At 37.8% G+C, this 25,376-nt stretch carries 24 protein-coding genes, 1 pseudogene and 1 riboswitch; of the genes and pseudogenes, 12 read left to right on the forward strand and 13 right to left on the reverse strand.

Annotated features, from left to right (window positions below):
• The first annotated feature begins 95 nt into the window (after nt 1–95).
• Nucleotides 96–713, forward strand: coding sequence for a LysE family translocator (locus BTO23_RS18150; RefSeq protein WP_060993091.1), 618 nt, complete (start codon nt 96–98; stop codon nt 711–713).
• An 81-nt stretch (nt 714–794) separates the two neighbouring features.
• On the opposite strand, the gene BTO23_RS18155 is transcribed toward BTO23_RS18150, so the two are convergent.
• The 4 genes from BTO23_RS18155 to BTO23_RS18170 all read right to left on the reverse strand — a co-directional run bounded on the left by BTO23_RS18155 (nt 795) and on the right by BTO23_RS18170 (nt 3,953).
• Complete coding sequence (locus BTO23_RS18155) at nt 795–1,769, reverse strand: GGGtGRT protein (RefSeq protein WP_105064238.1); 975 nt, start codon at nt 1,767–1,769, stop codon at nt 795–797.
• Nucleotides 1,770–1,783: 14 nt separating this feature from the next.
• Nucleotides 1,784–2,476, reverse strand: coding sequence for an iron-sulfur cluster assembly scaffold protein (locus BTO23_RS18160; protein WP_060993089.1), 693 nt, complete (start codon nt 2,474–2,476; stop codon nt 1,784–1,786).
• A gap of 102 nt (nt 2,477–2,578) precedes the next feature.
• A riboswitch (Fluoride riboswitch) is annotated at nt 2,579–2,644 on the reverse strand.
• Nucleotides 2,645–2,794: 150 nt separating this feature from the next.
• The gene (locus BTO23_RS18165) at nt 2,795–3,469 is read right to left on the reverse strand and encodes a hypothetical protein (protein ID WP_105064239.1); all 675 of its coding nucleotides are present in this window, start codon (nt 3,467–3,469) and stop codon (nt 2,795–2,797) included.
• Between the two features lie 52 nt (nt 3,470–3,521).
• Nucleotides 3,522–3,953 (reverse strand): c-type cytochrome, encoded by a 432-nt coding sequence (locus tag BTO23_RS18170; protein WP_105064240.1) that lies wholly within the window; start codon nt 3,951–3,953, stop codon nt 3,522–3,524.
• A 133-nt stretch (nt 3,954–4,086) separates the two neighbouring features.
• Here BTO23_RS18170 and BTO23_RS18175 point away from each other — a divergent pair, with 133 nt between their 5' ends.
• The 6 genes from BTO23_RS18175 (at nt 4,087) to BTO23_RS18200 (ending at nt 9,147) form a co-directional block, all read left to right on the forward strand.
• Nucleotides 4,087–4,725, forward strand: coding sequence for a cytochrome b/b6 domain-containing protein (locus BTO23_RS18175; protein ID WP_105055620.1), 639 nt, complete (start codon nt 4,087–4,089; stop codon nt 4,723–4,725).
• 5 nt (nt 4,726–4,730) lie between these two features.
• A complete protein-coding gene (locus BTO23_RS18180; RefSeq protein WP_105055619.1) occupies nt 4,731–5,156 on the forward strand; it encodes a MarR family winged helix-turn-helix transcriptional regulator in 426 nt (141 codons plus the stop codon).
• Between the two features lie 252 nt (nt 5,157–5,408).
• Nucleotides 5,409–5,942, forward strand: coding sequence for a diaminobutyrate acetyltransferase (gene ectA, locus BTO23_RS18185; protein ID WP_061028884.1), 534 nt, complete (start codon nt 5,409–5,411; stop codon nt 5,940–5,942).
• A gap of 25 nt (nt 5,943–5,967) precedes the next feature.
• Nucleotides 5,968–7,233 carry a diaminobutyrate--2-oxoglutarate transaminase gene (gene ectB, locus BTO23_RS18190; protein ID WP_105064242.1) on the forward strand — a complete coding sequence of 422 codons (1,266 nt, stop codon included), beginning with the start codon at nt 5,968–5,970 and terminating at the stop codon, nt 7,231–7,233.
• A gap of 14 nt (nt 7,234–7,247) precedes the next feature.
• Nucleotides 7,248–7,634 (forward strand): ectoine synthase, encoded by a 387-nt coding sequence (locus BTO23_RS18195; protein ID WP_105064243.1) that lies wholly within the window; start codon nt 7,248–7,250, stop codon nt 7,632–7,634.
• An 85-nt stretch (nt 7,635–7,719) separates the two neighbouring features.
• Nucleotides 7,720–9,147 carry an aspartate kinase gene (locus BTO23_RS18200; protein ID WP_105064244.1) on the forward strand — a complete coding sequence of 476 codons (1,428 nt, stop codon included), beginning with the start codon at nt 7,720–7,722 and terminating at the stop codon, nt 9,145–9,147.
• 31 nt (nt 9,148–9,178) lie between these two features.
• On the opposite strand, the gene BTO23_RS18205 is transcribed toward BTO23_RS18200, so the two are convergent.
• Entirely contained in the window at nt 9,179–10,081 is a 903-nt protein-coding gene (locus tag BTO23_RS18205; RefSeq protein ID WP_061003909.1) for a LysR family transcriptional regulator, read from the reverse strand.
• 139 nt (nt 10,082–10,220) lie between these two features.
• On the opposite strand from BTO23_RS18205, the gene BTO23_RS18210 reads away from it, so the two are divergent.
• The 5 genes and pseudogenes from BTO23_RS18210 to BTO23_RS18235 all read left to right on the forward strand — a co-directional run bounded on the left by BTO23_RS18210 (nt 10,221) and on the right by BTO23_RS18235 (nt 16,650).
• Entirely contained in the window at nt 10,221–10,661 is a 441-nt protein-coding gene (locus BTO23_RS18210; protein ID WP_170066770.1) for a PACE efflux transporter, read from the forward strand.
• 781 nt (nt 10,662–11,442) lie between these two features.
• A pseudogene (locus BTO23_RS21530) lies at nt 11,443–12,067 on the forward strand (GGDEF domain-containing protein).
• Nucleotides 12,068–12,657: 590 nt separating this feature from the next.
• The gene (locus BTO23_RS18225; RefSeq protein ID WP_105064248.1) at nt 12,658–13,677 is read left to right on the forward strand and encodes an HlyD family secretion protein; all 1,020 of its coding nucleotides are present in this window, start codon (nt 12,658–12,660) and stop codon (nt 13,675–13,677) included.
• Nucleotides 13,678–13,698: 21 nt separating this feature from the next.
• Nucleotides 13,699–15,246, forward strand: coding sequence for an MDR family MFS transporter (locus tag BTO23_RS18230; protein WP_061028876.1), 1,548 nt, complete (start codon nt 13,699–13,701; stop codon nt 15,244–15,246).
• A gap of 420 nt (nt 15,247–15,666) precedes the next feature.
• Nucleotides 15,667–16,650, forward strand: a complete 984-nt coding sequence (locus tag BTO23_RS18235) for a carbamate kinase (protein WP_061012345.1) — start codon at nt 15,667–15,669, stop codon at nt 16,648–16,650.
• A gap of 115 nt (nt 16,651–16,765) precedes the next feature.
• Here the strand turns inward: BTO23_RS18235 and map are convergent, their stop codons facing one another.
• The 8 genes from map to BTO23_RS18275 all read right to left on the reverse strand — a co-directional run bounded on the left by map (nt 16,766) and on the right by BTO23_RS18275 (nt 25,310).
• The gene (gene map, locus BTO23_RS18240; protein ID WP_105064249.1) at nt 16,766–17,545 is read right to left on the reverse strand and encodes a type I methionyl aminopeptidase; all 780 of its coding nucleotides are present in this window, start codon (nt 17,543–17,545) and stop codon (nt 16,766–16,768) included.
• Nucleotides 17,535–17,762, reverse strand: coding sequence for a ParD-like family protein (locus tag BTO23_RS18245; protein ID WP_105055605.1), 228 nt, complete (start codon nt 17,760–17,762; stop codon nt 17,535–17,537). The genes map and BTO23_RS18245 overlap by 11 nt, the downstream gene beginning before the upstream one ends.
• A 187-nt stretch (nt 17,763–17,949) precedes the next feature.
• Nucleotides 17,950–18,522 (reverse strand): porin family protein, encoded by a 573-nt coding sequence (locus BTO23_RS18250; protein ID WP_245922138.1) that lies wholly within the window; start codon nt 18,520–18,522, stop codon nt 17,950–17,952.
• A gap of 133 nt (nt 18,523–18,655) precedes the next feature.
• The gene (locus BTO23_RS18255) at nt 18,656–19,465 is read right to left on the reverse strand and encodes a helix-turn-helix domain-containing protein (protein WP_245922139.1); all 810 of its coding nucleotides are present in this window, start codon (nt 19,463–19,465) and stop codon (nt 18,656–18,658) included.
• A gap of 72 nt (nt 19,466–19,537) precedes the next feature.
• Nucleotides 19,538–19,855 carry a DUF6506 family protein gene (locus BTO23_RS18260; protein WP_060993074.1) on the reverse strand — a complete coding sequence of 106 codons (318 nt, stop codon included), beginning with the start codon at nt 19,853–19,855 and terminating at the stop codon, nt 19,538–19,540.
• 199 nt (nt 19,856–20,054) lie between these two features.
• Nucleotides 20,055–20,855, reverse strand: coding sequence for a Cof-type HAD-IIB family hydrolase (locus BTO23_RS18265; protein ID WP_105064251.1), 801 nt, complete (start codon nt 20,853–20,855; stop codon nt 20,055–20,057).
• A gap of 182 nt (nt 20,856–21,037) precedes the next feature.
• A complete protein-coding gene (locus BTO23_RS18270) occupies nt 21,038–24,190 on the reverse strand; it encodes an efflux RND transporter permease subunit (RefSeq protein ID WP_105064252.1) in 3,153 nt (1,050 codons plus the stop codon).
• Between the two features lies 1 nt (nt 24,191).
• Nucleotides 24,192–25,310 (reverse strand): efflux RND transporter periplasmic adaptor subunit, encoded by a 1,119-nt coding sequence (locus BTO23_RS18275; protein ID WP_105064253.1) that lies wholly within the window; start codon nt 25,308–25,310, stop codon nt 24,192–24,194.
• Between the last annotated feature and the right edge of the window lie 66 nt (nt 25,311–25,376).

The following is a 25,376-nucleotide window of genomic DNA, read 5'->3' on the forward strand; positions in this document are numbered from 1 at the left end:
ATTACTCAATAAACAGTACAGTAGTCGCAATTAATAAAGCTCAAATTAAGCTTTATCGAAACATCAATATTTAACACTTTGATACATGGATCTTTATGAGTATTGAAACCTATCTTCTTTTTATTGCCGGTATGTTTGCCTTTTGCGCAATGCCTGGTGCTGATTTCTTTTATGTACTTTCAAGAGCTTTAAGTGGCGGCGGAAAAACGGGGATTTATGCTGCGTTTGGTGTAGCGACTGGCGTTCTATTTCATACCTTTTTAGCTGTGGTTGGTTTAAGTGCTCTGTTGCTCTCCTCTGCAACGGCTTTTAGTATAATCAAATACCTTGGTGCCGCTTACCTATGCTATATCGGTTTTAAAATGTTTACAGCTAAAGGTGGAATTGCCGAATTAGAGACAGCAAAGAAAACATCAAACATGAAAGTCTATCGTCAAGGAATTTTAACCAATGCGTTAAACCCTAAGGTTTGCCTCACGTTTGTTGCTTTTATTCCTCAGTTTTTAACTCCTGAAACCTCATCACCGTCAATGATAGGTATGCTAGGAATTACAACGGCTTTCATTGCTTTAATCTGGTTTATTTGTATTGCTACTTTTGCAGGAAAATTCAGAACAGTAATAGCAGAAAGCAAAGCGTTCTCTAATCTACTTAAATACGGTTTAAGCTCTTTATTAGTAGGTTTTGGCGCTAAGTTAGCACTAACTAATTAATTTCAACAAATAAGAAGCAAGAAAATAAACAGGTTGAAGATAGCGATATCTTCAACCTTTTTCGTTTAAATTAGGCTTACATTAACGAGTCAAATATTGGTCAACCTCAACCGCTAGTGCCACTGATGCTCCAACCATTGGATTATTCCCCATACCAATAAAGCCCATCATTGCAACATGAGCAGGAACGGACGAACTCCCTGCAAATTGAGCATCTGCATGCATTCTTCCCATCGTATCTGTCATGCCATAAGAGGCTGGGCCCGCAGCCACATTATCGGGATGTAATGTACGACCAGTACCACCTCCTGATGCCACGGAAAAATACGGTTTACCTTGCGCCAAACGTTCTTGTTTATAAATACCAGCAACGGGATGTTGGAAACGTGTTGGATTAGTCGAATTCCCTGTAATACTTACCTCTACGTTTGCTGCATGCATAATAGCGGTGCCTTCGCGTACATCATCTGCACCAAAACATAAGATATCGCCACGCTCGGTTTGTGAAAAACGCTTTCTACTCACTTCAATTAACTCACCGGTTTGGTAGTTAAATTCCGTTCTAACATAAGTAAAACCATTAATTCGAGAGATAAGGTAGGCCGCATCTTTGCCTAAACCATTCAATACTACTCGCAGTGGGGTTTGACGTGATTTATTTGCATTCAATGCAATTTTAATCGCGCCTTCTGCCGCAGCAAAAGATTCATGTCCCGCTAAGAAAGCAAAACATTGAGTTTCATCAGATAATAAACGCGCAGCTAGAGCACCATGACCAAGGCCAACTTGGCGCTGTGCTGCCACACTGCCTTTTTTACAAAATGCTTGCAGACCTTCACCAATAATATTAGCGGCAGCTGCTGCATTATTTGCTTTACGGTATAAAGCTAAAGCCGCACCTAATGTGTAAGCATCGCATGCATTGTCAAAAGCAATTGGTTGAGTATCGAGAACAAGTTTTTTAGGATCTATCCCAAAATCAAGGCAATAATTATACGCTTGATCAAGTGCCGAGAAATTCATTTCTTCAAGTAGTGTTTGGATATTCGTATTCATAATGATGGCCTCAATTATTCTTGATGTGGATCGACAGTTTTTACCGCTTCAGCAAAGCGCCCATAAGTTCCCGTAGCGCCTTTTAACGCGTCTTCAGCAGGAACGCCTTTACCGATATCTGCCATCATTTTTCCAAGATTTAAATACTCATAGCCAATCACTTCACAGCCTTCATCAAGCCCTAAGCGAGTGACGTACCCTTCAGCAAGTTCCATATAACGAACACCTTTTGCGCTCGTTGAATAACTTGTGCCTACTTGGCTTCGTTTATTCTTCCCTAAATCTTCTAAAGCAGCACCAATCTCTAAACCACCCTCTGAAAATGCAGATTGAGTTCGGCCGTAAGCAAATTGAAGAAAGATTTCACGCATAGCAACATTAATTGCATCACACACTAAATCAGTATTCATTGCTTCTAAAATAGTTTTTCCTGTGAGGATTTCTGCCGCCATTGCCGCTGAATGCGTCATACCAGAACAACCAATCGTTTCGATCAGAACTTCTTCGACGATGCCGTCTTTTACATTCAGGGTTAGTTTTGCTGCACCTTGTTGAGGAGCACACGCACCGACACCATGGCTTAATCCTGAAATCGCGATGACTTCTTTAGGATTAATCATTCGACCTTCAATAGGAATAGGAGCTGATGGGTGTAAATCGCCTCTTTGGATAGGGCACATGGTTTGAATTTCTGATGCGTATTGCATAATATTTTCCCAATGATTAGGAAAACAGGTGTAAGTGGGCTTTATTTACCTACAGACCAAGAGCGATCAACAAAGACCGTTCAAACAGATACACCTGTTCTCTTTACTGTAGGAGTCATCAGCCAATATTGGCGGTTAAGTAGGTGGTACCCCATCACCTTGTACACATTTATATTAGACCTAACTCACACTTTCATGCAACCAACTTATTAGACTTATTCCACATAATAATCGTGATTTTTATATGTTAATCACCATAAAGAGATAGAGTTCCCCCCTCTCTCTTTATGATTAAAACACTTCATATTTTATTTAAGACTATAATGCTTTCATATTAATTTTATGACCTAAGTACATAACATTCACCGTTGCGTAGCCAAGGGAAACAGCTTCAAACTGTTGGCTTAATTCATGCGCATGATCTTCATCTTTTGCCATAATAGAGACTGAATATGTTGGTCGTGTTGAACCATCTTTTACTGTTTGGGTATCGATATAAGAAGACGTAACCAGACCCGATTTATTAAGCGCAATGACACGCTGCAAATCAATTCCAATCACTCGATCCATTTCCATTACATCAATATCAGTATTCCATTCAAACATCAGTGCATAGTTTTTATTTACCGGAGTGTTATCTAACCACTTACCCCCTAACAACTGGATATTAGAAATCTTAACTATGTTTTCTTTATAAAAAGGAAGTGATGCTAGTTTACTTTCAACCTCTTTTTCACTATCCGCTTGGATCACAAATCGAAGAATACCCATTGGTTTTCCATCAATATAACTTTCAGAAATAAACATATCTTTAATTTCTTTTTGCTTAATTAATTCTCCGAATGCGGAACGTTGAGCGCTCATTAACTCCAGTACTTTTTCAACATTCGTTGTATTCCAGTTTAATGAAACACCATAATCAGCTGCTTGTGTGAGCGTTGAAAATCCAAATAGTGATGCGATCAATAATGTTGATTTAATTAATTTTTTCATGACTTTATCTCTCTAATTTAATGATTTTTATATTGTTCTAATCAGGGATTACTTAAAAACGTGAACGGTAAGAGCGGTGACACGCATTACAAGTATCTTGTGCTTGTTCTAAACCCGCTTCTGCTAATGCTTTGTCTTGTTGTTGGCTTGCTTGATAAAGCTGAACAAAGCCACTATCCATCTCTTGCATCAATTGATTAAACTTTTCAGGTTTATTCCATACTGCTTCTTTTGCTTTACTGCCATCTTGGCTACTTTCAGGAAATGCTGTGGTTAGTAATTGGCTATGTTTAGAAAGTTCATAACTTATCGACTCAATTTCATTCCAATTAGGTGCATCTTCATCAATCATGTCTTCGACTTGCTCTGATTGATTTTCAATATTCACAAATGCCAGCTGTCTTGCCTTAATTAGCTCAACATTCGATTGAGCAAATACAATATTTGGTAATAAAACACATAAGCTAAGTACTAGTTTTTTCATTGGTTTCTCTCTGATTAATGTCTGACTCACTTCAAGTTGCATTTAATTTACATCACAATATTTGCATATGCAACTATTGTGATGTAAATTATTTCTCAGTTAGTTAAACAATTTATCAATTAGGAACAATAAAATGAAGATTTGGGATTTACCAACACGTTTATATCACTGGCTTCAAGCACTACTTTTTATCGGATTAGCAGCAAGCGGTTTCAACGGTGAAGGACCACATATCTATTTAGGTTTAGTGCTTTTTACTCTTATTATGTGGCGCATTGTATGGGGATTTATTGGCAGTGATACAAGCCGCTTTAAACAATTTATCTCTTCTCCAAAGCGTACTGTTCGTTATTTATTAGGAAAAGAGCCTTCAAAATCAGGTCATAATCCAGCAGGATCTTGGATGGTTATCGGATTAATTAGTACCTTATTTATTCAATGTATTACCGGAATAGCGTTAGCGGGGTTATTTGACCACATCCCTTACGCTGATATTGTCTTAAATGATGATGTCTTTGATGTTTTCGTTACCCTGCATGGAATATGTGCACGTTTACTACCCGCATTAGTTATCTTGCACTTAATTGCTATTCTCTTTTATAAACTGCGTTCAAAACCACTTGTTTGGACAATGATCTCTGGCGTACAGAAGCAACTCACAGAAAATCAAGCCTCGTCGAACCTGATGTTTGTATCCAATAAACGTGCATTATTGGTGCTAATTGCAACCGGATTAGTTACCATTGCAATAGTTGTAAGTGCAGGAGTTTAAACACAATGGAAGAATTTGATCGTCAAAGCAGCTTTGGATGGATGATTAACGTTATTGCCAATCAAGCCTCAAAGAATTTCGAAGCAGAATTAAAACAGCACGGTTTAACTGTTGCTCTTTGGCCAACCATGATGTGTTTATGGGAAGAAGAAGGAGTAACTCAACGTGATATTGCAGAAAAATCAAAAGTGGAAAATTCCACAACAACACGAACATTAGATAAATTAGAAAAACTTGGCCTTGTTGAACGACAAGCGGATCCCAACAGCCGTCGTTCATTTCGTATTTACCTCACAGATGAAGGCCGAGCATTAAGAGAAACACTTTTGCCGGTCCCTGTGAAGGTGAATAAAGAAGCGCTTAGCTCTCTTGATCTAAACGAGCAAAAAGAGATGATTCGACTACTGCAAAAAATGGTCGCTGCTGTATAAATTATCTCTAACAAAATACGATAAATAGCCCACTAGAATGGGCTATTTTTTTATAGAAAAAACATGAAATTGTTCTATTTCACACAATTAAATACATAGAACCCTAACTAAATAAAAGTATAAAAACGAGATCAATGTCGCATTAAACGGCTAAGAAATACTCTTTTTTTGTGATTAACTTGCCTTTAGGTCTCTTTAAATGCCCATAATAAAAATGAATTTAATTAGAGTACAAAGGATATGTATTTACATATGACTATTGCAGCGCCCAGAATCTTGTGTTCAAGCATGGATATTGAACCCAGCAAAAAATGGACATTTAGAGAACCATCAAGGACAGACGGTGACGATGTTTATGCATTGATCACCGAGTGTCCCCCTCTTGATATCAACTCTTCATACTGTAATTTCCTTCAATCTACACATTTCAGTAAGACCTGCGTTTTGGCAGAGAAAGACGGCAACCTTGCTGGTTTTATCTCTGGTTACCATAAGCCTGATGATCCAAAGACATTATTCATCTGGCAAGTCGCAGTTTCTCCTCGCTATCGAGGTAAAGGTTTAGCTTACTCAATGCTAAGTGAACTTTTACAAAGAAAAAACCTCAAGCACACAGAATTCTTAGAAACGACGATCACCAAAGCTAATGACGCCTCTTGGTCACTATTTAAAAAGCTAGATGCCGAGCATGGTGACCAAGGTGAAGTTACGACGTTTCTAGACAAAGAAGCTCATTTCAAAAGCAAGCACGATACTGAATATTTGTATCGTATCGCTCTAAAATAAAATAGGAATCATAAACGGACTCATCATGAATATTTTCAAGAAGCAAGAATCAAAAGTACGTTCATACTCAAACAGTTTTCCAGTTATCTTTCAAAAAGCAAAAGGATGTTGGCTAGAAACCGAAAGCGGTGAACGTTACTTAGACTTCCTTGCAGGAGCCGGATCACTCAACTACGGTCATAACAACCCAGTTTTAAAGCAAGCTTTACTTGAATACATCGAAACAGATGGCATCACTCATGGCTTAGATATGCACTCTAGCGCAAAAGCCACTTTCTTGAATGCATTAAATAACTATATTCTTGAACCTAGAAATCTAGATTATAAAGTTCAGTTTACCGGTCCAACCGGAACCAATGCAGTTGAGGCCGCTTTAAAACTGGCACGTAAAGTTACTAACCGCACTAATATTGTCGCTTTCACTAATGGCTTCCATGGTTGTACAGCAGGTGCATTAGCAGCGACAGGTAATCAACATCACCGCCAAGGTGCAGGTTTTAGTTTAAACAACGTTACTCGTATTCCTTTCGAAGGCTATGCGGATATCGATGGACTTAACTTGTTTGAAACCATGCTATCTGATAACTCAAGCGGCTTAGATAAACCCGCCGCTGTACTTCTAGAAACTGTGCAAGGTGAAGGTGGACTAAACGTCGCATCAAATCAATGGCTACAACGTTTAAGCAAAATTTGTAAAGCCAACGACATTCTTATGATTGTTGATGATATCCAAGCAGGTTGTGGTCGTACTGGTACATTCTTCAGTTTTGAACCATCAGGTATTAAGCCAGATATGGTTACGCTATCTAAATCCATTGGTGGCTATGGCTTACCAATGGCGATTGTATTACTAAAACCTGAATTAGATGAATGGAAACCGGGAGAGCATAACGGAACTTTCCGTGGTAACAATCACGCTTTCGTTACTGCAGCAAAAGCACTTGAGATCTACTGGTCAAATTCTAACTTTGAAGAGCATATTAAACAGACCTCTCAGAAAGTCAGTGATGTCATTCTTCGTGCCGTAAAACGCTACCCTAAGCTGTTTGTTCAGCAAAAAGGCCGTGGCATGATGATTGGTATTGAGTGTAAAGACGGCATTATCTCAAGTGATATAGCTAAAGATTGTTTTAAAAACGGCATGATCATTGAAACCGCAGGTCCATCTGATGAAGTTGTTAAATTCTTCTGCCCACTGACGATCACAGAGTCAGAGTTAGAAGCAGGCCTAACCATCTTTGAAAACGCAATTGACAATATTGCAGAAAAACACTTCAAAAAAGCATCTTAATCAGGGACGAAACAATGATTGTTAGAACACTAGACGAATGTCGTGATAGCGAACGACGCGTAGCATCAGAAACATGGGAAAGCGTAAGAATGTTGTTGAAAAATGACAACATGGGTTTCTCTTTCCACATTACGACTATTTATGAAAACACAGAAACTCACATTCACTACAAGAACCACTTAGAGTCGGTATATTGTATGAGTGGTGAAGGAGAGATCGAAGTTATTGGCGGCGAAACCTACCCAATAAAACCAGGTACTTTGTATATTCTTGATAAGCATGACGAACACTACCTACGTGCTTACAAAAATAAAGAAATGGTGATGGCGTGTGTTTTCAACCCACCAATCACTGGTGCTGAAGTTCACGATAAAAATGGCGTCTACCCTATCCTAGATTGATCATGCCCTTCTATTTATACCAACTTGACTCATTAACAAATGGGTCAAGTTGGTACTTTATTTTAAAGTCAAAAAGGACTTACCCATGACTTATACCGTAGAAAAAATCGGCGGTACATCTATGACGGCATTTGATGCTGTTTTAGATAACATATTCCTTCGCCCAACCAATCCATATAACCGTGTTTTTGTTGTATCTGCCTACGGCCGAATTACCGACTCACTGCTTGAGTGCAAAAAAACAGGCAAACCGGGTGTGTATAAGCTTATCGCTAAACGTGATGACAGTTGGGATGAAGCATTAGAATACGTAAAAAATCGTATGCTATTAACCAATGAACACCTCTTTATTGATCCATTAAATCGTTTGAGAGCTGACAAATTCATTTGCTCACGAATCGATGAAGCCAAAACCTGTATTTCTAATATTCTTGAAACCTGTCAATACGGTCAGTTTTCATTACGTCGTTATTTACCTCAAGTTCGTGAATTCCTTTCTTCTATTGGTGAAGCACACAGCGCCTTTAACACCGCATTAAAGCTAAAAACCGTTGGAATTAACGCAAAATTCGTCGATCTTTCTGGTTGGGATAATCAAACCCCAAGAACATTAGATGAAACCATCACTGATGTATTTAAAGATATTGATGTCACCACAGAGCTGCCGATTGTTACTGGCTATGCATATTGCAAAGAAGGTCTAATGGGCACATACGATCGTGGTTACAGTGAAATGACCTTTAGTCGTATCGCCTCACTTACCAATGCTGATTTAGCCATTATCCATAAAGAATATCACTTAAGCTCGGCTGATCCCCGTGTTGTAGGCACAGATAAAGTCTTCCCGATTGGACGCACCAATTACGATGTTGCCGATCAATTAGCAAGCTTAGGAATGGAAGCGATTCACCCTAATGCTGCGGCAGGGCTTCGTGAAAGTGATATTGAAATCCAGATTAAAAATACTTTTGAGCCAGAGCACAAAGGCACATTGATCTCGTCAGATTACCAACCAGAAACTAATAAAGTTGAAATCATTGCAGGCAAAGAGAAAGTGTTTGCCTTGCACCTATTTGATCAAGCAATGGTAGGCCAAGTGGATAACGTCGGCTATGAGTTAATGGAAATTATCTCAGATGCCCAAGTTAGTTTAATTGGTAAAGAAATGAACGCTAATTCAATTACTTATTACCTTGGCGGTAGCACTGAAAATCTTAATAAACTGTTATACAAAGCAGAAAAACGCTACCCAAACGCCTCTATTAAAGGTCGTATGGTGGCGTTAATCTCGGTGATTGGCTCTCAGATTGATACTAACAAAGCACTAGCAAAAGGGGTTTTATCATTAATGAATAATGACGTCACCCCTGTAGCTCTGCACGCTTCTATGCGTAATGTGAATGTTCAATTTGTTGTAAGTGATCAAGATTACCAAAATGCTATCCGAGCGCTGCACCACGAGTTTTGTGAAAATACAGCCACCACACAAGTAAAAACTGAACAAGTCGCTTAGTTCCGTTTTACAGTGTAAATAAACCGTTAGTTCATTGATGATGAGCTGGCGGTTTTTTTTGGCTAATCACCTGTAAAGATGACAATAACTCTTCGAGTACAGGACCAAATACATGGCTACGAGACACCAAGCACCCCATAGGAGTAAACCAACCATCAAATTCATGTGCAATCGGCAGTGCCACAAGTTTATTCTGCTCTAGCAAGCGCGCAACACTATGCTCTGGTACTATCGTCCACCCCACTCCTTTACAAGCAAGATCCATCAAGGTTTGATGAGTATTGGCATACCACAACTTTGAGCTTATTCCATAACTGAACCACAACTCTTTACGCTTTGAACTGCGATGAACTAACTGTCTATGCCCTTTCAATGCTGCATCATTCACAACAGATAAACTGGCTAACTCATGCTCTGGAGACACAACAGTCAGAAAGCGCACATGGCCTAACGTGAAGAAATCCATATCTACTTTTAGCTCACCATCTGCATAGACAATACCGACTTGGGCTTTGCCTTTTTTTACTAACTCTTCAACATCAAAGGTTGAAGTTGTGATGATCTCAAAATCCGTCACGGGAAACTTATCTGCCAATGCCGCCAATATTTGCAATACATCATCGTTCATTAAGCTCTCATCAATGGCGATGACTAACTCATATTCGTGTTCTCTTTCTAACGACTCTACTTTTTGGTCAAAATATTTTTGTTGATGCAAAATAGATTGAGCAATCGGCAATAACGCTCTGCCTTTCTCTGTCAGAACTGGCGTATTCTTATCACGGTTAAACAGCTCTTGGTTAATAGAGATCTCTAAATTAGCAATAGCCTGACTCACGCCTGATTGAGCACGCTTTAATTGACGAGCTGCTGCGGAGAAAGAACCGCACTCACACACGGTGACAAAGATTTTTAATTGCTCAAAACTGTACATGGCATTAACCCGATAAATAGTTTAAGCGTCCAAGCTATCACGATTTGTGATGGCTGTTAACTTTATCTCTTTTATTCGAACTCTATAATCGCTGATTCATTATTTTTAAATGTATCAATAATCATTAAGAGTCATCGCTATGAAAACCACTGAACGTATTTTCCACGCTGTATTATTTGAGGTATTGGCGGTATCACTGTCTATTCTTGGGTTAGCTATTTTTACTAATCACGACGTTACCTCCCTATCAGGAACCATGATAGTCGTTGCCACTATCGCGATGATCTGGAACTTTATTTATAATTGGATTTTCGATCAATTCTTCACTGGCGAGAAAACACAGCGCACCCTTTCATTACGCATCTTCCACGTTGTATTGTTTGAATTAGGGTTACTGTTCGTAACTGTACCTGTGATGGCTTACTTATTAAACGTAGGTATCTGGGAAGCGTTTGTGATGGATATCGGCGTGACTATCTTTATCACCATTTACGCATTTACCTTTAACTGGGTATACGACAATGTAAGGGCGGCATTGGTGAGAAGATTGGCGAGAGAAGAATCGTTAACTGCATACTGATTCTAAAAAAAATATATTCCATACCTTATATCTTGCAAGGTTAATAATCTTCAATTTAAGTGAGTTAAATGAGAGTTAGCTCACTTATAATTGATATGAAGTAAATAATGTATATACCTAAATATATTAAACAACCAGATAGCACCTTATAAGAAAACATAATAACAACTAATATTTTACATCTTTACCTTTCTATTGAAAAAATCACAACACAAATCACAATATTATCGTAATAAAAATGAGACTTTATAATATTACGTACTTACTCGTACAAGGTGTTTATATGGATATTAGCACTCTCTCTATTGTTAGCGTTTTCTTATCAACAATGCTTAGTCTCAGCTTGTTTTTGGGTTATAGGTATATACTGAATGAAGCCATTAAGGGAGTAAATTATATCTCTTTCTCGCTACTTGCACTTGCTTTAAGTATTTTACCCATCAGTTTAGGCTACACTCAAACCTCCTGTAATGTTATATTTTTATCTCATATTTTATATGTCATTGCTTTTTTTCTATTAATTTTAGGTATTTCATTTATTAGATTACCAAAGAAAAGTGTAACCTCATTTTCTTCTGCCATTTCGATAATAACGTTACTTTTCTTTACTTACTTTACTCTGATTCAACCATCCATTAACGCTAGAATAGAAATCAGAAGTACTTTCATCATCATTATGGGACTAATTGGTATTTATATTAATAAAAATGGTAGCGTTAAAGATAAGAATGCACCATTACTCCTATTAAACCTAATATTTACTGTAAACATCATCGCTATGATGCTGCGCTTGATATGGGTTTACACTGAAACACCAATCACTCACTATCTTAATATTTCAGAAGTACATAAAATTACTTATATTTTATTGATAGTCACAACCATAGCTATCAGCTTTACTGTCTTTTGGCTACTAACTGAACGTCTAATATCCAAAATTCATAACGCTTCTATAACCGATGAACTTACAAATTTGTATAATAGAAAAGGATTAAAAGAATTTTTAGCTAAACACCTACCCATGAAAGAAAATACATCCATTTCTATCATATTGGCAGACATTGATAAGTTTAAATTAATTAATGACACTTATGGGCATGACTATGGAGATTTAGTTATTGAAAATTTTGCAAAAGTCATTCAAGAACAACGAAATGTGTGTTCGTTACGGTGGGGATGAATTTCTAATCATCTCACAAACCTCTTCTCTGGAAGCATCAATAAATATAACCAATAAAATACAACAATCTGTTTCCGTACAAACTATCGGTTCTATCACTTATAGTGTTAGCTTTGGTCTCACTGAAATGACAGTGAATGATGATTGGAATAGCCTTATAAAACGTGTTGATAGTGCTTTATATTCAGCAAAAGAAAAGGGGCGAGGCTGCCTAGTACAAAATTAATCTATCACCACCAATATAAACGTTTGCCTAAACTTATATCGTACAGTAATTTTATTTACTAATTGATAACTTAAAATATTATTTATATTTAAAGCTAGACATTTTACAAAATGAGGAACATTCTAAATCAAGAATCAGATACATAACCTAGAAACATAGACAGTATGACCATGAAAAATAATAAAACTGATGCCTGTTCCCCGCTTAGCCACATAACGACCAGCTCTCAGGTTCTCACCTAGCCCCTGCCAGAACCTAAATATCACAAGTACTACTCTTACTCATTCAGTGTGAGATATAGTGATAATAAGCTAATATAAAAAATAAATAGTAACCTTCACATTCTATTATTCTCCATTAAACCATGGGGGATATATATCATCTGAATTACGGTTTATTATATTTCAATGGTTTATATTAATAATTATTTCTCAATAATATAACCTAGCGTTACTAATTGATTATTAATCTGAACTATTTACTACAGTTTATACAATAAATATTATTAATTTTAAATTTAACAGCTTACTTATTTTTAATTAAAAACATACAGTAACTTATTAAATAACACGTTAAACCTAGGATGAAAAATGAACAATAAAAACACTCATTTCGCTCGAAACTTACTTGCTGCTGGGTGCATCACTGCTGGGCTTATTACTGCAGGTTATTTTTACGTTAAGCATCAAGAACAATTTCCAAACACTGATGATGCTTATGTTCACGCTAACATTGTATATATTGCACCGCAAGTCAGTGGCAAAGTCATTACGACAGATGCAACAGACTACGCCACGGTAAGTAAGGGGGATTTATTAGTACAAATTGACCCTGCTCCATATCAAGCAAAACTTGATGAAGCAAAAGCCGCTTATGAAATAGCAACATCAAACAACGCAGCCACAGACGATGCAATATTAGCGGCCAGTGCCGATGTCAAAAGTGCGATGGCGACACTTAGTGATGCCCAAATTTCCTATAAAAGAATCAAAAAATTAACAGCGAAAAATTTACTACCAGAACAAAATTTAGACGACGCCCGTCAAAAATTATCATCCGCAGAAAACAATGTCACCGCTACAAGAGCACGCATGTCTCAGCTAATTAAATCTCAAGGTGCAAAAGGTGACGCCTCTCCTGAAGTTAAAAAAGCTGCAGCAGCATTAAGCCAAGCGAGTTTATCGCTTTCATATACAAATATCTTTGCTGACCATGATGGAACGTTAGGCAAAGTTGAAGTTCATCCTGGTAGTGTTGTTGTACCCGGACAAGCATTAACCCCTCTTGTAGAGGCAAATTCATATTGGGTGCAAGCCAACTTTAAAGAAACTCATGTCGGGCGCGTAACCAAAGGCATGCAAGCAACGATTACCTTAGATCTTTATCCTAATGTTAAATACGTCGGCACTATTGAAGCAATTTCTCCTGCCAGTGGTGCTTCGTTTTCATTGCTTCCACCAGAAAACGCAACTGGTAACTGGGTAAAAGTGCCTCAACGTTTTCCGGTCCGCATTAAGTTGGATAATGATCAAAACAAACTGACATTTCCTTTACGTGTTGGGGCTAGCGCTTCAATAACGGTTGATACATTAGCGCCTCTAGCGAAATAATCGACAAAAAGGAAAACCATCATGACTAATGTCATTACACCGGCAGAAGAAAGCTTCAAGGATAAAGACGATGCTAAACGCTCCCTAGTGACACTCGCAATTATGCTCTCTGCCATTATGGTATTACTTGATATGACAATCGCTAATGTGGCCCTACCACACATGATGGGCGCATTAGGGGTAACTTCAGAGCAAGTCACATGGGTGTTAACCTCTTACTCAATGGCTGAGGCTATCTTTATTCCTCTTGCTAGCTTTTTAGCTCTTAAAATAGGCGTCAGAAAACTACTATTAATTTCAGTTTCTGGATTTATTATCACCTCTGCGTTATGTGGTCAGGCTGATTCATTAGCTGAAATGGTCACTTTTCGGATCATGCAGGGGGCATTTGGTGCCTCTGTTATTCCATTATCGCAATCTATTATGATTCAAATTTATCCACCAGAACAACGTGGTAAAGCGATGGCTTTATTCAGCGTTGGGATATTACTCGGACCAATTTTAGGTCCTACGTTGGGTGGAATAATTACTCAAAACATGGATTGGCGTTGGATATTTTATGTCAATCTACCTGTTGGGCTTATCTGCTTATCTTTGATTTTCTTTTATGTAAAAATTGAGAATAAAGGACCAACCAAAATCGATTGGCCAATTATTATTGGGATGGCAATAGGAATTGGACTACTACAAATGGTACTAGATCAGGGAAATGAGAAAGGTTGGTTTAGCTCAAACTTAATTCTTTTTTCATCCATAATTAGTGCTATCGCTATTGCTTATTTTGTTCACCGCTCGTTTAAAATCAAAGGAGATATTGCTCCGATATGGTTACTAAAAGATCGTAATTTAGCGATTTCATGTTTAGTCATGGGCGGATTTGCTATGGGGATGTTTGGCATTACTCAACTGCAACCAATGATGCTAGAGCAATTATTAAATTACCCTGTTGATACTACGGGTCTGGCTATGGCACCACGAGGTTTAACCTCTGCTATTGTGCTAATTATGCTCGCTGGTTATATGGATAGATTGAATGCAAAAGTATTGATAGTGATTGGTTTATTATTTAATGCCTATGGCACTTACTTAATGATGAAGTATTCATTAAATATCGATATGTTTTGGATTCTACTTCCAAGTATTATTCAAGGTGCAGGCATGGGTTTGGTGTTCTCGCCATTAAGTCAATTGGCTTACTCTACACTATCAAAACAAGATGCTGTAAGTGGAGCGGTTGTATTTAACTTATGCCGAACTATTGGTGGGTCATTTGGTATTTCGATAGTAAATACTTACTTCAGCCGTATGGAGCAAAAAGAATGGAATTCACTAGGTGGCGATCTAACATTAAGCAATCCAGTACTACAGCAAGCCGCTCACTCCCAAAGTCATCAAGTGACTGATCCTTCGTTCTTAGTCCAAATACAAGCGCTACTTCATCAACAATCGACAATGATGGCTTTTGTATCTACGTTTGGTTTTATATTAGCCTCGTATTTATTACTTATTCCTTTCATTGCCTTGTTTAAGAAAAAACAACAAATCACGAATAAGCATTATAATTCATAACTCCAATGCCGTAAGTAACCACTCACTTACGGCATTCTTTTATCTTTATACTTAACACAACGTCTTTAATCAAATACGCCTATCTTAGTCATTATCTATAAGTAACCACAAAAAGAATATTCATCTACATGAAAGCACTTAATAGTTAAATATATTATCTGAAGACTCGCTATAAAAGATTAAACCATGAAACAACTGGTTACATATATTTATTACTGATGTGATAAATATAATGCGTCACAAATATTTCCAGTATAGAATCCCCGCTCAATGTCCAGTCGGTGTCTTCGCTATATCTTTGCTTAAGAGCAAGGTGATGCTGAACGCAGTAGATTTGTGATAAATAGACGCTGGCCAAACTTACTCAAAAAGAGTGAGATTTGGTGATAACAGCAATGATGTGGCATTGAGAGAATAAAAATGAGTCTTACAACAATAAAACCAACCATTGTTATTGCCCTAGGTGGTAATGCTTTATTACGTCGTGGTCAGGTGCTTTCTTATGAAAACCAACTTGAAAACGTAAAGGTTGCGGCAAAATCGATTGCTAAACTAAGTAAAGATTACCGTATTGCTATTGTTCATGGAAATGGTCCACAAGTTGGTTTATTAAGCCAACAAAACGATGCTTTTGACGCAGTTCCATCTTACCCTCTTAGTTGTTTAGTGGCTGAATCTCAAGGAATGATCGCCACTATGATTGCACAAGAATTACGTAATCTTGTTGATTATAACGTAACAACAATTCTTACCCATGTCGATGTAGATAATGCAGACCCTGCATTCAGTGAGCCAATGAAATTCATCGGCCAAGTCTATTCAGAAACAGAAGCAAATACTCTTGCTGCCGAATTTGGTTGGTCTATCCGTCAAGATGGTGATTATTTTAGGCGTGTTGTTGCTTCTCCTGCTCCAAAAAACATCCGTGAAAGTGAATTAATTTCATTAGCTTTACAACACGATCATATCGTAATTTGTTGTGGCGGTGGTGGTATTCCTATTTGTACAGACAAACACAGTATTACTACAAATATTGATTGTGTGATCGATAAAGATTCAACGGCCTCATTGCTCTCTCAGCAAATATCTGCTGACTACTTCTTAATTTTAACTGATGGCGATGGTGTCTTTTTTCATTACGGAAAACCAAACCAAGTTAAATTAGACATAGCGACAACTGAAGAACTAAAAGGCTATCCCTTTGATAAAGGGTCTATGCAACCTAAAATTGATGCCATGATCAACTATGTTGAAAATGTAGATATTTCTATTGGTATCATTACTGATCTTCACTTAGCGCTAGACGCTCTCAATGGAACAGCAGGAACTAAAATCGTAAAAGAAAAATTTTATGATGATTCTCTTCCATATAGAAAAAATGATGGTGAATTAACTCTCGCTTAATTGTTTTAATGCACTAGAAAAACAAAAAAGCCCTAACGCATTGTTAGGGCTTTTAATATCAAATAATATGCTTTCAACATATTAATAAAGTGGTGACAAAAAGAACAAATTACTCTTAAAGTAATGTCTCTTCTTCTCGCAATGTAAGAATTTCATAACCAGAGCTAGTGACTAATATTGTGTGTTCAGATTGAGCCGAAAGTTTCTTATCTCTCGTAACTACAGTCCAACCATCTTTTTTAGTTTTAACTTTTGCAGCTCCCTGATTAATCATTGGCTCAATAGTAAAGGTCATCCCCTCTTCAAGTATTAAACCACGATTTGGAGAACCATAATGAAGGATTTGTGGCTCTTCATGCATCTCTCGACCAATGCCATGACCGCAATATTCTTTTACGATACTATAACCATTAAACTCAGCATAACGTTGAATTGCATATCCAATATCACCAAGCCTAGCACCCGGCTTTACCTGCCTAATACCAGCCCACGTAGCTTCATAAGTTATCTTAGCAAGTTGTTTTGCTAGAGGTGAAGCATCTGGCATAATAAACATTTTACTAGAATCAGTTATAAACCCATCTTTCTCTAAAGTAATATCTAAGTTAATAATATCTGTACTTTTGAGTATCTCTTTTACTTTGGGCACACCATGACAAACAACTTCATTAATAGATGAATTTAATACATATTGATAATCATACTGTCCCTTGCAAGCAGGACGAGCTTCCAATTCATTTACAATAAAATCTTCAACTTGATTATTAATATCCATTGTTGAAAGACTTGGTTTCATATAAAAGTCTAGCATTTTAAATACTTTTGCTAATAATCGACCAGAGTTACGCATTAACTCAATCTCTTCTTTCGTCTTAATAGTTATGCTATTGGACATAACTATCCTCTTTCGTAACGATAGTCTTAGAAGCTGATACTTCTGCTGATTTCAAAAGATTAGCAACAATCTGATTAAAAGATAATTGGGGATGAAGCTCAGCTAACATCCCCATTTTTATCCAAAATTCAGCTTGAGAATTAATAGAACGTGACATTACAGAGCTTGCTTTTCTTAACTCTTCATGAAGCTCATCTGATATTTTCACAATACCCATATTACACACGACTCATAAATGAAATATACATGAATTGCATACGAATCATATGTTAAATCAAGTTCTTCTCTAAGATTAACAATAAACGACGTCTTCTTGATTCTACCCGATGACTCTGATGAATTAATTCCAATAAATCCAATAATCTCAAAAAAGCCCTAACGCATTGTTAGGGTTTTATGACTAATTAGAATCGATATGCAGCACTTATATAGAGTGAACTTAAATTAAGAAAGTGATCTTCAGATATAGTGATATCAGAGTAAAGGTAAGTAACCTCTTCATCTGCAAAGAACAAATCAGCCTCATAACCAACCCTTAAGCTTAGAGAATTTAACCTCTGGGGCGTGTATTCAACCCCAAATCCATAATGAAACCCGATGTACTTTTCATCATTTAATGCTTTTTTAGATTCATTAATATCAATGCTCGATAACCCCGCAATGCCAAAAGGTCGTAAACCATTATTAAATGTATAACCCACATTTGCTGCAATAGAGAGTGACTCAGGAGACCAACTGTATGTATTTCCCCCTCCAAATAAAGGCGTAGTAACATTTATATCACCATATTTAGTATATTGCGCTTCAAGAGCTACAATTCGATTAAACTGATAGCCAGCAATAAATTTAAATGTATTTCCGTCTTCATCAACTGATAATGTATTAAACAAATCATCGTAATCATTTAGTGTCGTAGACCCAACACCAATACCAGCATAAAATTTTCGCATCTCGTTAGCTTGAGAAAATGTAGCCATAAATAGTGGGCTTAAAATAACGAGTTTTTTAATAAAATTCATATTCTTAATAAAAATCCAAGTAAATGTATATTTTCAATTAAATATAGAGAGGAGTATTCCCAGTGAAATAAATAATAACGACTGCTAGCTATCATTTATTGTAGTGATTCAACATAAAATTTTCTTTTGTGAGATACTTTTTAGGTGATGTTCCTGTAAAGTATCGAAACTCCTTAATAAAATGAGACTGATCGTAATAACCATTATCTAAGGCAATATCCACATAATTATTATCTGCATTATTCAACTGCATACGTAACGTTGATTGAAATCGTGCTGTACGTTCAAAATACTTGGCATCAACTCCTGTATACAATTTGAATTTACGTTGAAAAGTTCGTTTACTCATATTTACCTCTAGCTGTAATTCATTGATCCCTCGATAGTTATTTTGATAGTAAGTTCTATCAATAGCCCATGTAATCGCAGACGAAGTTAAAATCCTAGGGTTAACTCTTCCCATTAGCCATGATTCAAGTAAGCGTATTTTTTCAGCGTAATTAGACTTAATAATAATGCGTTCTATTAATTCTTCTGGTAAAAATTGATACATATCGATTATTTGATCAGATAGTTCATCCATAGGAATACCAAAAATAGAATAGCAACCACTAGAACGAAATCTAATAGAAATAAGTTGGCTTTCTCCTATCTTTTTAAATTTAAACGTCGTTCTTCGTGGACAAATAAGTACACTTTGCCCAGTTAATAATAAATGATGAAATGGTTGTGAAATAACCAATGGACCACCAGTGTTAATTAATAACTCAGCTCCCGTCCCTGGAAGAATATCGGGAACATAAGGATGATGTGTACTTTTCCATAACCAATAATGCGCAATAAAAGGTGAAAGTTGTTGATTGGGTTTAATACGATTTATATGCAAAATAGTAGCAGCCAAATTATATCCATACGAAATAATAATGATAGTAACTCATATTATCATTACAAAAAATGATAATATGAACAATTATTATTTAGCTATAAATAACGTATCACCACTAACATTATCTAAACAAGGATGGTGATCAAAACGAACAACACCAATTGGAATACGTCCGGCAACTACTTTAGATATTTCAGCGACTCCTTGATGACCAAAGCCACCACATAATTCAATTGCTTTAATGCCTTCTTTTTCAAGCCCATCTATAGAATCACATGCTTCTTGGTAACTGGATACCGCTAGAGTTTTAACATGAACTTCAGGGGTTATCACCCATGAAGAGTTAGAGTTTGCATTCGTTTCTGGTGCAATAAAAATAAATGCGGCTTTAAATATTGTTGTCATTTTTCGTTACCTCTGTGTGATTTCCGATGATAATACGAATAATCACACTCGTAATATTGTAGAAATACGCCAAATTTAAACAGTTAGACCTAATTAATAATCAACACTGCGCAAATCGAAATTAGATATATTTATATCCAGGAAGCGTAAGTCAAACTCCTCTATTACAATATTTTATTATTTATTTGGAAGTGTAAATCTATACTTCAAGATAAGAGCGGATAACACTAAAAACACCCGCATCTTTATTACTTGGAGCCATAAAACGGGCTGTCTCTTTCACTTTTTGATGTGAGTTTTCCATTGCGTAAGAGTAGTAACTCTCTTGCAGCATTTCTAAATCATTTAAATAATCACCAAAACTCATTGTCTCTTCAAAACTAAAACCAAGCGTATTTTGTAGATGCTTAATTGCCGCACCTTTCGATGCTTCTGCATTCATAACATCTAGCCAGATCTTAGCACTGACTACTACTTGATGACTGCTACCAAAATTAGCATCAAAAGATGGGAAAACAAACTCTTCTGTTCCATCAAAATGACAAATTGCAACTTTGATAAACTCATCGTCAACCGCAAGAAGATCTTCTACATACTGGCAACGTTGGTAGTATTTTGAAAACTCAGCTAAGGCTTTTGGATCTTGGGTTTCGATGTAGGCTGAGTTTTTCCCGCAAAGTACAATCTGCGTACCTTCGATTGAACGTGCTGTTTGAATGATGTTAATTATCGACGGTGTGTCCATCGAGCAACTGTATAATTCTTTACCTTGATGCATTACTAGCGTGCCATTCTCCGCAATAAACATCATGCGGTCTTTCACTGGCTTGAAGGTTTCTAATAAACTGTAATATTGACGCCCAGAAGCTGCGGCAAACATGATGTTATTATCTTCCAGTTGTTGATAGATCTCGAAGAAACTTGGATCTAATTGACTATGTTCATTAAGTAGCGTGCCATCCATATCGGCAGCAATAAATTTTACGTTGTGTTTTGACATTAATGGGTACTCTGAGAAAAGAAAATTAAATGCGTGGAGTCATATGAGAAAGGTCGAGTATATACCTTCGTATTCTTTGCTTCGAACGGATCGCATTCAAAATGAGATCTTAATATCAAGAAGCACCAAAACAAAAAGGAGCCACGAAGGCTCCTTTGATAACTATTAATTAAGACAATGATTTACTCATCATCAATTGGAACTAGCTTAGTACTGCCGCCATGGAGTTTCTCACGACGACGCTGTACCATGGCATAGAAACCAGGGATAAGTAACGTACCTACCAGTAGCACGCACAGTAAGCCGCCAATCAATGACACACCTAACGAGTTTTGACTGATGTAACCAGCACCCGATGCAAATACCAATGGCAAAATACCTAAGATGAATGACCACGATGTCATGTTTACCGCGCGGAATCGTAAACGGCCACCATTCACCGATGCGTTATCTAAATCAGTCTCTTTCTCTTCTCGCTCATTTTTAGCAAATTCCACAATCAAAATCGCATTTTTAGCTGCCAAGGCAATTAAGAGAACCAAACCAATTTGAGCGTATAGATTCAATGGCATTCCGGCTAAATTCAAGGCAACAAAGGAACCTAACGTTGCAACCGGAACCACAAGAATAATCGCCAGAGGAATACTCCAACTCTCATATTGTGCCACCATAAACAAATAGATGAAGATCAGCGCTAAGGCGAACGCATAAATCGCTTGGTTACCCGCTTTTACTTCTTGGTAAGCCATACCTGTCCACTCGTATTGGTAACCATGAGGAAGCACCTCAGCGGCAACACGCTCCATCGCAGCAATCGCATCACCACTTGAATACCCTTCCGCAGGTTGGCCTTGAATAACGGCTGAACGATACATGTTATAACGCCACGCTACATCAGGTTCAAATACCGTGTCATAAGTCACTAATGTACTTAGAGGTACCATTTGACCAGAGCTTGCACGCACGTGGAATTTATCCAAATCGTCCATACTGCTGCGATATTCACTGTCCGCCTGCATGGTTACTCGGAAGTTCTTACCAAACATAGTGAAATCATTAACGTACATCGACCCCAAATTGCCTTGCAGTGTTTGGAAGATAGAACCTAATGAAACCCCTAATTGCTTTGCTTTTTCACGATCAATATCCACATAGTAATGCGGAACGTTGGCACGGAATGTACTGAAAGTATATTGGATTTCAGGCTGCTGATTAGCAGTCTGGATCATCTCATTCATTACGTTAGCTAAATCGGTACGATTACGACCTAACGTATCTTCTAAGACAAATTCAAAACCAGAAGCTGCTCCCATCCCCGGAACCGCTGGCGCACCCATTGCAAAGATCACCGCTTCTGGTAGTTCCATTGCTGCACGGCCGTTGATACGATTTGTAATAGCAAATGAAGAGTTATCCCCTTCCATATCATTACGTGCATCCCACGGTTTTAATTTCACAAACAAAGACGCACCATTTGATGCAGCAGCACCAGTTAAGAATGCATAGCCATTTGCAACGGTAACACCATCAACGCCTTGCTCTTGCTCTACAATCTCTAGTAATTTTGCAGACACTTCTTCAGTACGAGATAGAGATGCTGAATCTGGTAACTGCACGTTAACCAATAAGATCCCTTTATCTTCTTGAGGAACAAAGGCTGTAGAGGTATTTTTTGCAAGGTAAGTTACCGAGCCAAGAGCCACAGCAAAGAACATCATCAGGATCATTGTTTTTCGAACAAAGAAGCCTGCAATTTCACCGTATTTATTAGTTACATTATCCAAACCACGGTTGAACGCTTTAAACCAACGAGCCGTATTATCTCCGCCCTGTTTCAGCACCAAAGAACATAATGCAGGAGAAAGCGTTAACGCATTAATTGACGAAATAACAACAGCAATACAGATGGTTAATGCGAACTGGCGATACATAATGCCTGTAATACCGGGAAGCATAGCGACAGGAATAAACACCGCAAGCAGTACCAATGTAGAAGTAACAATCGGTCCTGTAACTTCTTTCATTGCCATTAAGGTGGCTTTTCTAGGGCTTAACGAAGGGTTACGCTTCATGATGGTATCGACGTTTTCGATAACCAAAATAGCATCATCCACCACGATACCAATCGCTAGGATCAAACCAAATAACGTCACGGTATTGATCGTGAATCCCGTCATTAGCATCACAGCAAACGTACCAATTAACGAGACTGGGATTGCGACGACAGGAATTAAGGTTGCACGTGCGCTGCCTAAGAACAGATACGTTACCGCTATTACTAATAAAATCGCTTCAATTAGCGTTTTAATAACCCCTTTAATTGATTCTGCAACAAACAAGGTGGTGTCATAACTGGTTTCATACGACATTCCTTCAGGGAAGGTTACGCTGAGTTTATCTAGCATCTCCATCACCGCTTTACCACTTTCCAATGCGTTTGCATCCGATTGCAGAGAAAGCGTTACGATAGACGCATCTTGACCTCTAAATTGACCATTACCATCGTAGAATTTTTTACCTAACTCTACACGTGCAATGTCTTTTAGATAAACTGATGAACCGTCGTTATTGGCACGAAGTACCACATTTTCAAACTCTTCAACCGACTCTAAACGTCCTTTTGTCACCAAGTTAAACTGCACATCTTGCGCGCTTGCATAAGGTGCAGCACCAATTTTACCCGCAGCAACTTGTACGTTTTGTTCCGCCAATGAAGCATGAACATCAGAGGTGGTTAATCCTAAGTTGGTCATTTTGTCAGGATCTAGCCAAACACGCATTGCGTATTCACCACCACCAATAACCCCAACTTCACTTATTCCAGTAACACGTGCTAATTGATCTTTAATGTTCAAATTTACATAGTTAACCAAAAACTGATCATCGTATTTTCCATCAGGAGAATAGAAGTTCAGCACCATTAACAAGTCAGGCGAACGCTTCTTAACTGTCACGCCAACCATTCGAACTTCTTGTGGCAGTTTAGATTCTATCTGCGCCACGCGGTTCTGAACGTTAACCTGAGCCATATCTGGGTCAGTACCCACATCAAAGGTTACGTTCAGAGAGTACGATCCGTCATTGGCACTTTTAGAAGACATATAAATCATGTTTTCAACGCCGTTGACCGAGGTTTCTATCGGGTCGGCAATGGCTTGCTCTACCACCTCTGCACTTGCTCCTGTGTAGTAAGCATTTACGCTTACTGAAGGCGGACTTATTTTTGGGTATTCCGCCACAGGAAGAATAGCGAGTGCGATAGCTCCGGCAAGAGTGAGTATGATAGAAATAACCAGAGCAAATTTAGGACGCTGTATAAAAAATCGACTTAACATATTAAGACCCCGTGTTCTCTAGACGAACCTGAACTCCGTTTCTTACACGTTGTAATCCTTTCACTAACACTTGTTCATTTGCTTCTAAACCCGAGTTAATAATCACGCCTTCTGGTAATTGTTTACCGAGCGTAACATTGCGTCTTTCAACAATATTTCCTTCTGTTAATACCATGACAAAACTGCCTTCTAAATCACTCTGTACTGCTCGTCTTGGTGTCACAACAACTTCAGTGGGTGTTTTTTCACGTAGATTTACATTGATATGCTGGCCAGGTAAAAGCGTATAATCCGGGTTATCTACCAATGCTCTAAGTGTTAATGTACCCGTAGTTTGATCTATTCGGTTACTAATGTAATCAATCTTACCTAGGTGTTTATACTCTTCACCATTTTCAAGATTAAGCACAACTTCAACTTGGTTAGACGCACCAGAACCATCGCCTTTTACTTGATCAATACCCATCAATAAACGCTCACGCTCACTGATAGTAAATCGAGTTTGAATTGGGTCTAAACTAACTAAGGTAGTTAATGGACCAGAAGCAGAGGAAACTAAATCACCAATACTGACTTTACTGTCGCTGATACGGCCAGAGAATGGCGCAACGATAGTCGTATATGAAAGGTTAACTTCAGCAAGGTTTAATTGTGCTTTAGCCGATTCAACTTGTGCTTCACCACTGAGTAGTTGAGCCGTTAAGCCATCAAATTCAGCTTGGCTAATATTACCTTTTGGTAGCAGATTTTTACCACGTTTAAAATCAAGCTGTGCTTTCTTTAATGCTGCATTAGCTTGAGTAATTCCGGCTTTAGCGTTAGCAACTTGGGCTTGGAAAGAAGAAGGATCTATTTGAAATAAAACATCGCCCTTATTGACCATTTGGCCTTCTTTGAACGAACGAGACTGAATGTAGCCAGAAACGTGAGCAACAATAGAGGCATCTTCCATTGCTTCGATACGACCAATATAGGTTTTGCCTTGTTGATATTGAACGGACTCAACGGTATGAGCAGCAACTAAAGGGGCTTGAGGTGCATTTTTATTGGTGGCTTCGTCACTGCAACCAACCAATAAGGCAGCGCTAACTAAAGAAGCAAGAAGTGTTTTTGATTTCATAAAATAACCATTTAACTGTCGAATTACAGGTATTCTGACAGTTAAATGATTGAAATTATTCGATTA

Origin of the sequence: Aliivibrio sifiae (genome assembly GCF_002954715.1) — a bacterium.
GTDB classification, from domain to species: Bacteria; Pseudomonadota; Gammaproteobacteria; order Enterobacterales; family Vibrionaceae; genus Aliivibrio; species Aliivibrio sifiae.